Source organism: Streptomyces sp. NPDC038213, assembly GCF_055600495.1.
In genome coordinates this window covers 77,804-90,878 of record NZ_JBVJYM010000013.1, presented here as the reverse complement: position 1 = coordinate 90,878, position 13,075 = coordinate 77,804, and the positions used below count along the sequence as shown (strand labels likewise).

11 protein-coding genes and 1 riboswitch are annotated in these 13,075 nt (G+C 73.4%); of the genes, 6 read left to right on the top strand and 5 right to left on the bottom strand.

Translation table 11 applies throughout. The annotated features are described in order from the left end of the window. Positions 1–10: 10 nt before the first annotated feature. The 6 genes from ACZ7JZ_RS19755 (at position 11) to def (ending at position 6,083) form a co-directional block, all read left to right on the top strand. Positions 11–820 (top strand): sigma-70 family RNA polymerase sigma factor, encoded by an 810-nt coding sequence (locus ACZ7JZ_RS19755; protein WP_470940838.1) that lies wholly within the window; start codon positions 11–13, stop codon positions 818–820. Next, a complete protein-coding gene (rsrA, locus tag ACZ7JZ_RS19750; RefSeq protein ID WP_470940836.1) occupies positions 817–1,182 on the top strand; it encodes a mycothiol system anti-sigma-R factor in 366 nt (121 codons plus the stop codon). Before ACZ7JZ_RS19755 ends, rsrA begins: the two co-directional genes overlap by 4 nt. 185 nt (positions 1,183–1,367) lie before the next feature. Then, the gene (locus tag ACZ7JZ_RS19745; protein ID WP_470940834.1) at positions 1,368–2,975 is read left to right on the top strand and encodes an HD-GYP domain-containing protein; all 1,608 of its coding nucleotides are present in this window, start codon (positions 1,368–1,370) and stop codon (positions 2,973–2,975) included. Continuing rightward, entirely contained in the window at positions 2,972–4,273 is a 1,302-nt protein-coding gene (locus ACZ7JZ_RS19740) for an HD-GYP domain-containing protein (RefSeq protein ID WP_470940832.1), read from the top strand. The genes ACZ7JZ_RS19745 and ACZ7JZ_RS19740 overlap by 4 nt, the downstream gene beginning before the upstream one ends. A gap of 117 nt (positions 4,274–4,390) precedes the next feature. After that, a complete protein-coding gene (locus ACZ7JZ_RS19735; protein WP_470940830.1) occupies positions 4,391–5,386 on the top strand; it encodes a tetratricopeptide repeat protein in 996 nt (331 codons plus the stop codon). A 58-nt stretch (positions 5,387–5,444) separates the two neighbouring features. Further along, on the top strand, positions 5,445–6,083 hold the full coding sequence (gene def / locus ACZ7JZ_RS19730; protein WP_470940828.1) for a peptide deformylase: 639 nt from the start codon (positions 5,445–5,447) through the stop codon (positions 6,081–6,083). 108 nt (positions 6,084–6,191) lie between these two features. Here def and ACZ7JZ_RS19725 read toward each other — a convergent pair whose 3' ends face one another. The 5 genes from ACZ7JZ_RS19725 to ACZ7JZ_RS19705 all read right to left on the bottom strand — a co-directional run bounded on the left by ACZ7JZ_RS19725 (position 6,192) and on the right by ACZ7JZ_RS19705 (position 13,020). Then, on the bottom strand, positions 6,192–7,208 hold the full coding sequence (locus tag ACZ7JZ_RS19725) for a ribonucleotide-diphosphate reductase subunit beta (protein ID WP_470940826.1): 1,017 nt from the start codon (positions 7,206–7,208) through the stop codon (positions 6,192–6,194). Next, on the bottom strand, positions 7,208–9,610 hold the full coding sequence (locus tag ACZ7JZ_RS19720; protein ID WP_470940824.1) for a ribonucleoside-diphosphate reductase subunit alpha: 2,403 nt from the start codon (positions 9,608–9,610) through the stop codon (positions 7,208–7,210). Before ACZ7JZ_RS19720 ends, ACZ7JZ_RS19725 begins: the two co-directional genes overlap by 1 nt. A 147-nt stretch (positions 9,611–9,757) precedes the next feature. Then, a riboswitch (cobalamin riboswitch) is annotated at positions 9,758–9,879 on the bottom strand. Between the two features lie 51 nt (positions 9,880–9,930). Then, positions 9,931–10,446, bottom strand: a complete 516-nt coding sequence (locus ACZ7JZ_RS19715; protein ID WP_470940822.1) for a GNAT family N-acetyltransferase — start codon at positions 10,444–10,446, stop codon at positions 9,931–9,933. Positions 10,447–10,588: 142 nt separating this feature from the next. Continuing rightward, positions 10,589–10,783, bottom strand: coding sequence for a YbdD/YjiX family protein (locus ACZ7JZ_RS19710; RefSeq protein ID WP_470940820.1), 195 nt, complete (start codon positions 10,781–10,783; stop codon positions 10,589–10,591). Next, positions 10,783–13,020, bottom strand: a complete 2,238-nt coding sequence (locus tag ACZ7JZ_RS19705) for a carbon starvation CstA family protein (protein WP_470940819.1) — start codon at positions 13,018–13,020, stop codon at positions 10,783–10,785. The genes ACZ7JZ_RS19710 and ACZ7JZ_RS19705 overlap by 1 nt, the downstream gene beginning before the upstream one ends. Between the last annotated feature and the right edge of the window lie 55 nt (positions 13,021–13,075).

Genomic DNA, 13,075 nt, shown 5'->3' with positions numbered 1-13,075 from the left:
GAGGCACCGCATGGGCTCGACCATCTGCCCCAACCGTCCGCAGGCCGCTGACCTGGAGTGGACGGTGCTCGCGGCGCCCAGGACCGCCCCCGTTCGGGCGGCGGATGGGCGGGATGGTCGCGTATTCTCCGATTCGAGCGGGTCCGCCTTCGGTCCCGCCACGGTGTTGGAGGAGGTGGGTCCTGTTTCCGGGACCGACGACGTCCGCGCGGAGGAGACGCCCGAGGAGCGCAACCGGCGCTTCGAGCGGGACGCCCTCGGCTACCTCGACCAGATGTACTCGGCGGCCCTGCGCATGACGCGCAATCCGGCCGACGCGGAGGACCTGGTACAGGAGACGTACGCGAAGGCGTACGCGTCCTTCCACCAGTTCCGCGAGGGGACCAACCTCAAGGCGTGGCTGTACCGCATCCTGACCAACACCTTCATCAACTCCTACCGCAAGAAGCAGCGCGAGCCGCAGCGCAGCGCGGCCGAGGAGATCGAGGACTGGCAGCTGGCGCGCGCCGAGTCGCACATGTCGACCGGATTGCGCTCCGCCGAATCCCAGGCGCTCGACCACCTGCCCGATTCGGACGTGAAGGAAGCCCTCCAGGCCATTCCGGAAGAGTTCCGCATCGCGGTCTACCTGGCCGATGTCGAGGGCTTTGCGTACAAGGAGATCGCGGACATCATGGGTACACCCATCGGTACGGTCATGTCGCGACTGCACCGTGGCCGCCGTCAACTGCGCGGAATGCTGGAGGACTACGCCCGTGACCGCGGGCTCGTCCCCGCCGGCGCGGGAGAGTCGAACGATCTGAAAGGCTCGGGCTCATGAGCTGCGGAGAGCCGCACGAGACGGACTGCTCTGAGGTCCTGGACCACCTGTACGAGTTCCTCGACCACGAGATGCCCGACACCGACTGCACCAAATTCGAGGTGCACTTCGGCGAATGCAACCCCTGCCTGGAGAAGTACGGGCTGGAGCAGGCGGTGAAGAAGCTGGTCAAGCGGTGCTGCGGATCCGACGACGTGCCGAGCGACCTGCGCTCGAAGGTCATGGGGCGGATCGAGCTGATCCGCTCGGGGCAGCTCGTCCCGGACCAGGAGATCACCGTGATCGGTGAGCACACCGAGATCGCGGAGATCACCGGAGCCGCCGGGGTCACGGACATCTCCGCCGGGCCCGCCACCACCTGACGCGCATTTCCGAACGGCCCCCGGAACGAACGAACTCCGTTCACCCGAAGGTGCTAATCCGGGGCCGCCCGGACGGTGCAATGCGACATTGCCGCCCGCCCGCGCCGGGACCGCACCTATTCTCCCCTGTCGGTACTGCTCCGGTTCGGTACCGGAGTTGACCGGGCACAGGGGAGGAGGGCGCCATGCGGGTGCTTCCGCCGGGGGCGCGCGTCTCCATCCTCTGCGCCGTACTGGGCGCGCTCCTCTGCGCCGCCCCCGCCCTGGCCGGCCGCGGCACCCCCTGGGCGACCGCCGCCCTCCTCGCCGGGCTGTACCTGGCGCCGGAACTCCTCGCGGCGCGCCGGGCGGGCGGCGGCCGGCCGCCCGAGGGCGTCGGCCCGCTCCTCCCGGTCGTCCTCGCCGCCGTCTTCCTGCTGCCGCCCGCCGCCGCCGCGCTCGCCGCGGCCCCCGGCGCGGCGGCCGGCCGGGTCGCGCAGCCGCCCGCCGGGGTGCGCCGGATCTGGCACGCCGCCCAGCAGGCCCTCGCCGCCTGGGCCGCCGGGCAGGTCTTCGGCCTGCTGGGCGGACCGGCCGCACTCGCGGGCGGGGGGCCCGGCTGGGTGCCCGACCTCCCGTACGCCCTGCTGCCGGCGGCCGCCGCGGCCGGGGTCTTCGGGCTGGTGGCGGCCCTGCTCGACGGCGGGGCGGCGGCGGCCGCCGGGCGGGTGCCGCTGCGGACCGCCTGGCGCGGGGCGCTGCCGGGCGCGCTCGCCCCGTACACCGTGTACGGCCTGGCCGGGCTGATGATGGCCGTCATGTGGCGCAGCCCCTTCGGGGTGCCCGCCGCCCTGCTGGTGCTGCTGCCGATGTACACCTCCTGCTGGGCGTTCGCCCAGTACCGGCGCGAGGACGCCGCCCACCGGGCCGCCGTCCGCGCCCTCGTGCAGGCCGTCGACATCAAGGACCCGTACACCCGCGGGCACGGCGAGCGGGTCGGGCGGGCCTCCGCGATGATCGCCCGCGAGCTCGGGATGCCGCAGGAGCGCCAGGAGGTGGTCCGGACCGCCGGGCTCCTGCACGACGTGGGCAAGCTCGGGGTGCCGACCCGGCTGCTGCGCAAGGACGGCCCGCTGACGCCGCAGGAGCGCCGCACCGTCGAACTGCACCCCGAGTACGGGCACGAGGTGGTCCGCGGCATCGGCTCCCTCGGCGAGGCCCGGGCCGCGATCCTCCACCACCACGAGCGGGTCGACGGCACCGGCTACCCCTACGGGCTGAGGGGCGACCAGATCCCGGAGCTGGCCCGGGTGGTGGCCGTGGCCGACGCCTTCGACGCGATGACCTCCACCCGCTCGTACAGCCGGGCCCGCCCGGTGGCGGCGGCCGTGGCGGAGCTGTCGCGGTGCGCGGGCGCGCAGTTCGACCCGGCGGTGGTGGGGGCGCTGACGCGGGCTCTCGACCGCGAGGGCTGGCACCCGGCCGCCGCGGCCGGCGGGGACGCGCCCGTACCTGCCGGGGCCGAGGGGGCTCCCGCACCGCCCGCATCCGACGGGCCTCCCGTACCCGACAGCCCGCCCGTATCCGACGGGCCTCCCGTACCCGCCGTACCCGACAGGGCTGCCGGGCCCCAGGGGCCTGCCGGGCCTGCCGGGTCCCACGCGCCCGTCCGGTCCGGTCCGTCCGGCGGGCCGGGTGCCGGGCTTCCCGGGCTGCCGGCCCAGGGCGGCGAGGCCGCGGGCGGCCGGGGCGGGCGCGGGCGGCCGTCCGGCGGGTCCCCCGGGGCCGTCTCCGGTGCGGGGGGCGGCCGTTGACCCCCGTCTCCGTCTGGGCCGTGCGCGGCGCCGCGGGGCTGCTGACCGCCGCCGCCCTCGGGCACACCCTCTGGCAGGGGGTCGCCGAGCCGGGAGCCGCCCTCGCCTTCGGCCTCCTCGTCGCCCTCGGTGCACTGGTCCGCCGCGACTCCCGCGAGCCGCGCGACGGCGCCGCCCGGCCCTCCGCGGAGGACCGGCACCCCGCGCCCCTCGGCTCCGCCGCCGCCCTCGCCTACGCCCTCCTCGGGCAGAACGCCGGCGCCCCGGCCCACCACGGAGTGCTCCAGACCGTCGCCGTGGTTTTCGCGGGGGCCCTCGCCGGGAGCGTCCCGCACCTGGCCGCGGGCCGCGGACCGGCCCTCGACCCCGCGGCCCGCCGGATACTGACCGTCGCCTTCGCCGCGGTCTGCTTCCAGCCGCTGTACCACTCCGGCCGGCTCGCCTCCGGGGGCGCCGAGGGCCCGTACCTCGTGCTGTTCCTCCTCGTCCTGCTGGGCCTGACCGCCCTGTGCGACGCCGTGCTCGCCGCCGCGGCGGCCGCGGGCCGCACCGGATGGCCGTACGGGCCCCTGCTGCGCGACGAGCTGCGCGCCCTGGCCGGGATCGGCCCGGCCGTCTGCGCCACCGGGGTGGTCATGGCCCTGGGCGTGGCCGGGGCCGGGCTGTGGGCGCTGCCCGTGGTCAGCGTCCCCCTGCTACTGGTCCAGCTGTCCTTCCGCCGGGTCCGCGCCACCCGCACCGCGTACCGCCAGACGATCACCTCCCTGGCCCGGGCCACCGAGGTCGCCGGGTACACCCGCCCGGGCCACGCCCGCCGCGTCGCCGCCCTGAGCTGCGCGGTCGGCCGCGACCTGGGGCTGTCCGGGCGGGAGCTCACGGTGCTGGAGTACGCGGCGCTCCTGCACGACACCGGGCAGCTGTCCCTCGTCGACCCGGTGCCCGCCGGGGCCACCGCCCCCCTGCCCGCCGCCGAGCGCCGCCGGATCGCCGGGCTGGGCGGGGAGGTGGCCCGCCGGACCGGGGTGCCCCCGGAGGTGGCGGAGGCCGTGGAGCGGCAGGCGGACCCGTACCGCGAGCAGCCGCTGCCCGCCCGGATCGTCCGCACCGTGAACGCGTACGACGACCTGGCGGCCGGGGACCGGCGCCCCGGGGGCTCGCTGGCGGCGCTGGAGCAGCTGCGGCTCGGCACCGGGCACGACTACCAGCCGGAGGTCGTGGAGGCCCTGGCGCGGGTGCTCCGCAGGGGCGGCGGGGACCCCGCGGAACGTGCCGGAGTGACCGCGTCCGGCCCTGGGTAACCCACCGGTAATGAGCGGGTCCCCAACCGGGCATGGTTGGATGCGAAGAAGAGTGTCCGCAAGGCTGCACCGCTCCCCGGCCCCCCGCTGGGAGGTGCCCCCAGGCAGGCGGGAATCGTGAGGATCTTCGGGAAGGTACGGCATCGGCCCTCCGCCTCGTGGCGGCAGGCCACCGACCGCGCGTTCACGCTGATCGGCGACGGCCGGTACGAGGACGCGGGGGCGCTGCTGACGCGCGCCGCGGACATGGAGCCCTGGCTGTCCGAGTCCTGGTTCAACCTGGCGCTGCTGCACAAGTTCCGGCACGACTGGGAGCAGGCCCGGGCCGCCGGTCTGCGCGCCGTCGCCCTCCTCGACAAGGAGGCGGGTGCACCCGACTGGTGGAACGTGGGCATCGCGGCCACGGCCCTCCAGGACTGGCCCCTGGCCCGCCGGGCCTGGCAGGCGTACGGCCTGAAGGTGCCCGGCGAGGGCCGCGGCGGGGCCTCCTCCGGGGAGCCGGTGGGCATGGAGCTGGGCAGCGCCGCGGTCCGGCTGTCGCCGGAGGGCGAGGCCGAGGTCGTCTGGGGCCGCAGGCTGGACCCGGCCCGGCTGGAGGTGCTCTCGATCCCGCTGCCGTCGTCCGGGCGCCGCTGGGGCGAGGTGGTCCTGCACGACGGGGTGCCGCACGGGGAGCGGGTGACCGCGGCCGGGCCCTCGTACCCCGTCTTCGACGAGATCGAGCTGTGGGCGCCCTCGCCCGTGCCGACCTGGGTGGTCCTCCTGGAGGCGGCCACCGAGGAGGACCGCAACGCCCTGGAGCAGCTGGCCTCGGACGCCGGGTTCGCCGCGGAGGACTGGTCCTCCTCGGTACGGCTGCTGTGCCGGACCTGCTCGGAGAGCGAGATGCCCAGCGGCGAGGGGGAGGGCGACCACCTCGACCCCCACGACCACAGCGAACCGGGCCACCCCGGCCCCCTGGGCCACCGCACCGCCGGCTCCGGGTCCCTGTGGGTGCCCGAGCGCGAGTGCGGGATCGCGGCCCCGGCCGGGCTGGTGCGGGGGCTGCTGGACGGCTGGGTGGCCGACAGCCCGGACAGCCGCGAATGGCGCGACCTCGAAGAGGTCTGCTGACCGCTGCCCGTAGGCTGTACGGGTACACACGGTGACTTCAGGAAGGCGTACGGCGGACATGGCCCAGCAGGAGACGGAGCAGCAGATCGGCGAGGCCAACGACGGGTACGTCGTGGACACCGAGGACTGCGAGGCGCGCGAGCTCGCCCACCGGGAGCGCGGCAAGGCCCGCCCGATCACCGTGTTCGGCAACCCGGTACTGCACCGCGAGTGCCAGGACGTCACGGAGTTCGGCGCGGAGCTGGCGCAGCTCGTGGACGACATGTTCGCCAGCCAGAAGGCCGCGGAGGGCGTGGGCCTGGCCGCCAACCAGATCGGCGTGGACCGCAAGGTCTTCGTCTACGACTGCCCGGACGACGAGGGCGTCCGGCACGTCGGCGTGGTCGTCAACCCGAAGATCGTGGACCTGCCGGCCGACCGCCGCGTGCTCGACGACTCCAACGAGGGCTGCCTGTCCGTCCCGACCGCCTACGCCTCGCTGGCCCGCCCGGACTACGCCGAGGTGACCGGCCAGGACACCGAGGGCAACCCGATCAAGGTGCGCGGCACCGGCTACTTCGCCCGCTGCCTCCAGCACGAGACGGACCACCTCTACGGGCGGCTGTACATCGACCGCCTCTCCAAGCGCGAGCGCAAGGACGCCCTGCGCCAGATGGACGAGGGCACCCCGCGCTACGAGACCGTCCCGAACGCCTGACGGCCCGGGGGCCGGGAGGGACGAACCGGCCCCCGACGCCAAGGACCGGCCCGCCACTGCTCCGTGCAGTGGCGGGCCGGTCCTCTCGGCTTCCGGGGGCTGCGGGGCCTAGAAGTCCTCGTCCAGGTCCACGGTGCCCTCGACGGCCACCTGGTAGGCGGACGGCCGGCGCTCGAAGAAGTTCGTCAGCTCCTGGACGCCCTGGAGCTCCATGAAGGAGAACGGGTTCTCCGAGCCGAACACCGGGGCGAAGCCCAGGCGGACCAGGCGCTGGTCGGCCACGCACTGGAGGTACTCGCGCATGGACTCCGTGTTCATGCCCGGCAGGCCGTCGCCGCACAGGTCGCGGCCGAACTGCAGCTCGGCCTCCACGGCCTCCTTCAGCATGTCGGTGACCTGCTGCTGGAGCGCCTCGTCGAAGAGCTCGGGCTCCTCCTTGCGGACCGTGTCCACGACCTCGAAGGCGAAGTTCATGTGCATGGTCTCGTCGCGGAAGACCCAGTTCGTGCCGGTGGCCAGGCCGTGCAGCAGGCCGCGGCTGCGGAACCAGTACACGTACGCGAAGGCACCGTAGAAGAACAGGCCCTCGATGCAGGCCGCGAAGCAGATCAGGTTCAGCAGGAAGCGGCGGCGGTCGGCGGCCGTCTCCAGCCGGTCGATCTTCTCGACCGAGTCCATCCACCGGAAGCAGAACTGCGCCTTCTCGCGGATCGAGGGGATGTTCTCGACCGCCGCGAAGGCCGCCGCGCGGTCCTCCGGGTCGGGCAGGTAGGTGTCCAGCAGCGTCAGGTAGAACTGGACGTGCACGGCCTCCTCGAACAGCTGGCGCGACAGGTACAGGCGCGCCTCCGGGGAGTTGATGTGCTTGTACAGCGTCAGGACCAGGTTGTTCGAGACGATCGAGTCGCCCGTCGCGAAGAACGCGACCAGGCGGCCGATCATGTGCTGCTCGGCCGGGCTGAGCTTGGCCAGGTCCGCCACGTCGGAGTGGAGGTCGACCTCCTCCACCGTCCACGTGTTCTTGATGGCGTCCCGGTAGCGCTCGTAGAAGTCCGGGTAGCGCATCGGGCGGAGGGTGAGCTCGAAGCCGGGGTCGAGCAGGTTCTTCCGTTCGGTGGTGCTCATTACTGGCAGGCCTCGCAGGACTCGGGGTTCTCAAGGGAGCAGGCCAGCGCGTCGGCGTCGACGGCCTGCGGGAGGGGCGCGGCCGGGGCCGGGACGGCGGCTGCGGCGGAGGCGGCGCGGGCGATCTTCGTCGCCGGGCGCGAGCGCAGGTAGTACGTGGTCTTCAGGCCCTGCTTCCAGGCGTACGCGTACATCGAGCTGAGCTTGCCGATGGTGGGCGTCTCCAGGAACAGGTTCAGCGACTGGCTCTGGTCGAGGAACGGCGTACGGGCCGCCGCCATGTCGATCAGGCCGCGCTGCGGGATCTCCCAGGCCGTGCGGTACAGGTCCCGCACCTCCTGCGGGATCCAGCCGAAGTCCTGGACGGAGCCCGAGGACTCGCGCAGCGCCTCGCGGGTCTGCGCGTCCCAGACGCCCAGGTTCTTCAGCTCCTCCACGAGGTAGCCGTTGACCTGGAGGAACTCGCCCGACAGGGTCTCGCGCTTGAAGAGGTTGGAGACCTGCGGCTCGATGCACTCGTACACGCCGGCGATCGAGGCGATCGTCGCGGTCGGGGCGATGGCCAGCAGCAGGGAGTTGCGCATGCCGGTCGCCGCGACCCGGGCGCGCAGGGCGGCCCAGCGCTCCGGCCAGTTCAGCTCCACGTCGTAGTGGTCGGGGTGCAGCACGCCCTGGGCGGTGCGGGTCTCGGCCCAGGCCGGCAGCGGGCCGCTGCGCTCGGCGAGGTCGCAGGAGGCCTCGTACGCGGCCAGCATGATCCGCTCGGCGATCCGGGTGGACAGCGCCTTCGCCTCGGCGGAGTCGAAGGGCAGCCGCAGCTTGAAGAACACGTCCTGCAGGCCCATGGCGCCCAGGCCCACGGGACGCCACTTCGAGTTGGAGCGCCCGGCCTGCTCGGTCGGGTAGAAGTTGATGTCCACGACGCGGTCGAGGAAGGTCACGGCGGTGCGGACGGTCTCGTCCAGCCGCTCCCAGTCCAGCTCTCCCGCCTCGGTGACGAAGGCGCCCAGGTTGACGGAGCCGAGGTTGCACACCGCGGTCTCGTCGTCGTTCGTGACCTCGATGATCTCGGTGCAGAGGTTCGAGGAGTGCACGACGCGGCCCGGGAGGGCGGTCTGGTTCGCGGTCCGGTTGGAGGCGTCCTTGAAGGTCATCCAGCCGTTGCCGGTCTGCGCGAGGGTGCGCATCATCCGGCCGTACAGGTCGCGGGCGGGCATGGTCTTGCGGGCCAGCCCCGCCGCCTCGGCCTTCAGGTACGCCGCGTCGAACTCCTCGCCGTACAGGTCGACGAGCTCGGGCACGTCGGAGGGGGAGAACAGCGACCACGGGGCGTCGGCGTTCACGCGGCGCATGAACTCGTCCGGGATCCAGTGCGCCAGGTTGAGGTTGTGGGTGCGCCGGGCGTCCTCGCCGGTGTTGTCGCGCAGTTCGAGGAACTCCTCGATGTCCGCGTGCCAGGTCTCCAGGTAGACGGCGGCGGCGCCCTTGCGGCGGCCGCCCTGGTTCACGGCGGCGACGGAGGCGTCGAGGGTCTTCAGGAACGGCACGATGCCGTTGGAGTGCCCGTTGGTGCCGCGGATCAGCGAACCGCGGGCGCGGATGCGGGAGTACGACAGGCCGATGCCGCCGGCGTGCTTCGAGAGGCGGGCGACCTGGTGGTAGCGGCCGTAGATCGAGTCCAGCTCGTCCAGCGGGGAGTCCAGCAGGTAGCAGGAGGACATCTGCGGGTGCCGGGTGCCCGAGTTGAAGAGCGTGGGGGAGGAGGGCAGGTAGTCCAGGCGGCTCATCAGCCGGTACAGGGAGGCCACCTCCTCGACCGCGCGGACGCTGTCGTCCTCGGCCAGTCCGCAGGCCACGCGCAGCATGAAGTGCTGCGGGGTCTCGACGACCTGCCGGGTGATCGGGTGGCGCAGCAGGTAGCGGCTGTGCAGGGTGCGCAGGCCGAAGAAGCCGAAGCGGTCGTCGGCGCCCTCGCCGAGCGAGTGCTCGACCAGGGAGTCCAGGCGCGCGGCGTGCGTACGGACGAACTCGGCGGTGCGGTCGGCGATCAGGCCCTCGCGGTGGCCGGTCGCCACGGAGGCGGAGAAGGAGGTCGCGCCCTGGCCGGCGGCCTCGTCGGCGATGGCGAGGGTCAGCAGGCGCGCGGCGAGCTTCGAGTACGCGGGGTCCTCGGAGATGAGCCCCGCGGCCGCCTCGGTGGCCAGCCCCCGCAGCTCGGCCTCGTCGGCGGCGGCGCTGCGGCCGCGCAGGGCGGCGGCGGCGACCCGGCCGGGGTCGGTGTCCGGCAGGTCGGCGGTGAGCTCGGTGAGGGTGCGCAGCAGCGCGGCCCCGGGCCCCCCGGTCTCGGCCGGGTCGGCGGGCTGGTCGGACTCGGCGCGCGATGCGGCAGGCGCGATGGTCACGGTGGGGGGCTCTCCCTCGCTCGGCTCCGGGGCCTGGCGGGAGGGCGCGGGCGGGCGCGTGCGGGCGTGGCAGGTCACACGAACTCACCGCACGGCGTCCACCAGCCCAAATCGCGAGGCCCGGACGTGGTCTGCGTCCGGCCGGTCGGCCGGATCAGGCGGTCGGCAGGTCCTCGGACTCGCAGCGCACGAAGGGTGCACTTCATACCGTTGCGGGACAGTTCCGGATTCGCACCGGATTCCCCTGCGGCGACAGCAGGGATGAGCATACATGTGGGGGCCCCTTCCTGTGGGACCCCCTAGATGTTGTGTCGAGTCGACTACTGATCGAGCGCGTTCAGCTCCAGCGCGTAGGTGATCAGGGGTACGGACGGTACGGGCGACCAGTCCCGCTCCGGGGTCCGGACGAAGCCCAGCCGGTGGTAGATCCGGTGGGCGCCGCGCATGGCGGGCTGGGTGGAGAGCACCACCGCGCGGACCCCTTCCAGGGCCCTGGCCCGGTCGATGCAGGCGCGTACGAGGGCCTCTCCGGCGCCCTGGCCGCGGGCCTCCCGGGCCACGGCGAGCATCCGGAACTCGGCCTCGCCGGGGCCCGCGATATCGGCGTAGCTGCTGCCGGGCGGCGCGAAGGCGACCCCGCCGAGCAGCGGACCGTCCCCGCGCACGGCGACCAGCACCTCGGAGTCCCGGGCGCGGGCGGCCACGTCGCGGAGCACGGAGGCGTAGTCCCCGCCGGCGTTGGCGTCGAGCAGCCCGTCGGCGAGGTAGGCCTGCGCGGTGATCTCCCCGAGGTCCGCGTACTCCCCGGGCCGCGCCTCCCTGATGACGATGTCCATGCCGTCGAGTGTGCCGGACGGGGGCGGGGGCGCCGGAGGGCGGGCGGGGGAGTGCGGGCGCGGGCGGGGGCGTACGGGGAGTACGGCAGGGGCCCCGCCGGGGGTGGCCGGCGGGGCCCCGTACGCCGCAGTGTGCGGGCGCTCAGCAGCAGCGGAAGCCCTCGCGGGGGTCCGCCTCCCGGGCGTCCGTGCGGGCGCGCTCGAAGGCGCGCCGGCTGAGGACCGCGGCGTCCGGGTCGTGGCCGCGGGCGTGGGCGACGTACCGGTCGTACGCCGCCTCGCCCGAGAACTCGCGGACGTAGAAGCGGATCCGGCCCCAGAGCTCGCGCGCGGACATCAGGCGACCGGCACCTTGGCGCGGCCGTCGTCGGGGTCGCCGGAGCCGGCCGCCGCGGCGGCTGCGGCCGCGGCCAGTTCCGCCTTCTCCTCCGGGGTGGCGATCAGCCCGGCCGGGGCGGTGATCCGGGAGCGCTGGTAGGGCGCCTCGTGGAGCTCCACGGTCCCGGGGCGCCTGACCGCCTTGACGCAGACCCGGGCGGCGTCCACGAGCACCACGACGATGAGCAGGGCGAAGAGGGCGGAGAGGACCCCGTCGACGGTGGCGTTGGTGACCACCGTGTGCATCTCGTCCATGGACTTGGCGGGCGGCAGGACCTTGTCGGCGTCGATGCCGGCCTGGAACTTGTCGCGCTGGGCGAAGAAGCCCACCCGCGGGTCCTCGGAGAAGATCTTCTGCCAGCTGGCGGTCAGGGTGACGGTCGCGTCCCAGGCCAGCGGTACGGCGGTCACCCAGGCCCACTTCAGGCGGCCGGACTTGACCAGCAGGGTGGTGCACACGGCCAGGGCCACGGCGGCGAGCAGCTGGTTCGCGATGCCGAACAGCGGGAAGAGCTGGTTGATCCCGCCCAGCGGGTCCTTGACGCCCACCCACAGGAAGTAGCCCCAGCCGCCCACGACCAGGGCGCTGGTGATCCAGACGCCCGGCTTCCAGCTGACCTGCTTGAAGGGCTTGGCCACGTTGCCCAGGGTGTCCTGGAGCATGAAGCGGCCCACGCGGGTGCCCGCGTCCAGGGTGGTGAGGATGAACAGGGCCTCGAACATGATCGCGAAGTGGTACCAGAAGGCCTTCATCGAGGCCCCGCCGACCACCGCCGAGAAGATCTCCGACATTCCGAGTGCGAAGGTCGGCGCCCCGCCGGTGCGGGAGAGCAGGGTGGCCTCCTCCACGTCGGAGGCGGCCTTCGCCAGATCGGCGGGCGAGAGGGTGAACCCGAAGTTCCCGACGGCCTGCGAGGCGCTCTCGACCGTGGCCCCGATCACCCCGGGCGGGGAGTTGAGGGCGAAGAAGAGGCCGGGCTCGATGATGCAGGCCGCGATCATCGCCATGACGGCCACGAAGGACTCCGTGAGCATGGCCCCGTACCCGATCATCCGGACCTGGGTCTCCTTCTGGATCATCTTCGGGGTGGTGCCCGAGGAGACCAGGGAGTGGAAGCCGGACAGGGCGCCGCACGCGATGGTGATGAACACGAACGGGAACATCGAGCCGGCGAAGACCGGCCCGTCGCCGCGGCTCGCGAACTCCGTGACGGCCGGCATCTTCAGCACGGGCATGGCGATGACCACGCCGAGGGCCAGCAGGGCGATGGTGCCGACCTTCATGAAGGTGGACAGGTAGTCGCGCGGGGCCAGCAGCAGCCAGACGGGCAGGACGGAGGCCAGGAAGCCGTACGCGACCATCCAGACGACCAGGGTCTCCTTCTCCAGCGTGAAGAAGTCCGCGAGCGAGGACTCCGCGACCCAGCCGCCCGCGACGATCGCGAGGAGCAGCAGGGCGACGCCGATGAGGGAGACCTCGGTGACCCGGCCCGGGCGCAGGATGCGCAGGTAGACGCCCATGAACAGGGCGATCGGGATGGTCATGCCGATGGAGAAGACGCCCCAGGGCGAGTGCGCGAGGGCGTTGACGATGATGAGCGCCAGCACCGCCAGCAGGATGATCATGATCGCGAATACGGCGATCAGCGCGGCCGCGCCGCCGAAGGGGCCGATCTCCTCGCGGGCCATCTGCCCCAGGGAGCGGCCGTCGCGGCGGGTGGAGAAGAACAGCGTGACCATGTCCTGCACCGCACCGGCGAAGATCACGCCGACCACGATCCAGATGGTCCCCGGCAGGTAGCCCATCTGCGCGGCGAGCACCGGGCCGACCAGCGGGCCCGCCCCGGCGACCGCCGCGAAGTGGTGGCCGAAGAGCACGCGCCGGTCGGTCGGGTGGAAGTCGACACCGTTGTCGAGGCGCTCGGCCGGGGTGGCCCGGGTCTTGTCCACCCGGAGCACCCGGTGGGCGATGAAGCGGGAGTAGAAGCGGTAGCCGATGGCGTACGAGCCGAGCGCCGCGGCCAGCATCCACGCCGCGGAGACCTCCTCGCCCCGGGAGAGCGCGAGTACGCTCCAGCCGGCCGCCCCGACCAGGGCCACGAGGGACCAGACGGCGATCGACCTGGGGGAGATACGCCTCGGGGACCGCGTGGGCCCGGGGTCCTGTTCCGTCCCGTTTGATCCTGGTTCCAGCATGACCCTCGTCCCCTCGTTGATCACCTGTACGGGCGCAGGAATCTACGGGGGGACG

Coding starts and splice junctions, on each gene's coding strand:
- ACZ7JZ_RS19755 (WP_470940838.1), top strand. CDS start 11: ATGGGCTCGACCATCTGCCCCAACCGTCCGCAGGCCGCTGACCTGGAG.
- rsrA (WP_470940836.1), top strand. CDS start 817: ATGAGCTGCGGAGAGCCGCACGAGACGGACTGCTCTGAGGTCCTGGAC.
- ACZ7JZ_RS19745 (WP_470940834.1), top strand. CDS start 1,368: ATGCGGGTGCTTCCGCCGGGGGCGCGCGTCTCCATCCTCTGCGCCGTA.
- def (WP_470940828.1), top strand. CDS start 5,445: ATGGCCCAGCAGGAGACGGAGCAGCAGATCGGCGAGGCCAACGACGGG.
- ACZ7JZ_RS19725 (WP_470940826.1), bottom strand. CDS start 7,208: ATGAGCACCACCGAACGGAAGAACCTGCTCGACCCCGGCTTCGAGCTC.
- ACZ7JZ_RS19715 (WP_470940822.1), bottom strand. CDS start 10,446: ATGGACATCGTCATCAGGGAGGCGCGGCCCGGGGAGTACGCGGACCTC.
- ACZ7JZ_RS19710 (WP_470940820.1), bottom strand. CDS start 10,783: ATGTCCGCGCGCGAGCTCTGGGGCCGGATCCGCTTCTACGTCCGCGAG.
- ACZ7JZ_RS19705 (WP_470940819.1), bottom strand. CDS start 13,020: ATGCTGGAACCAGGATCAAACGGGACGGAACAGGACCCCGGGCCCACG.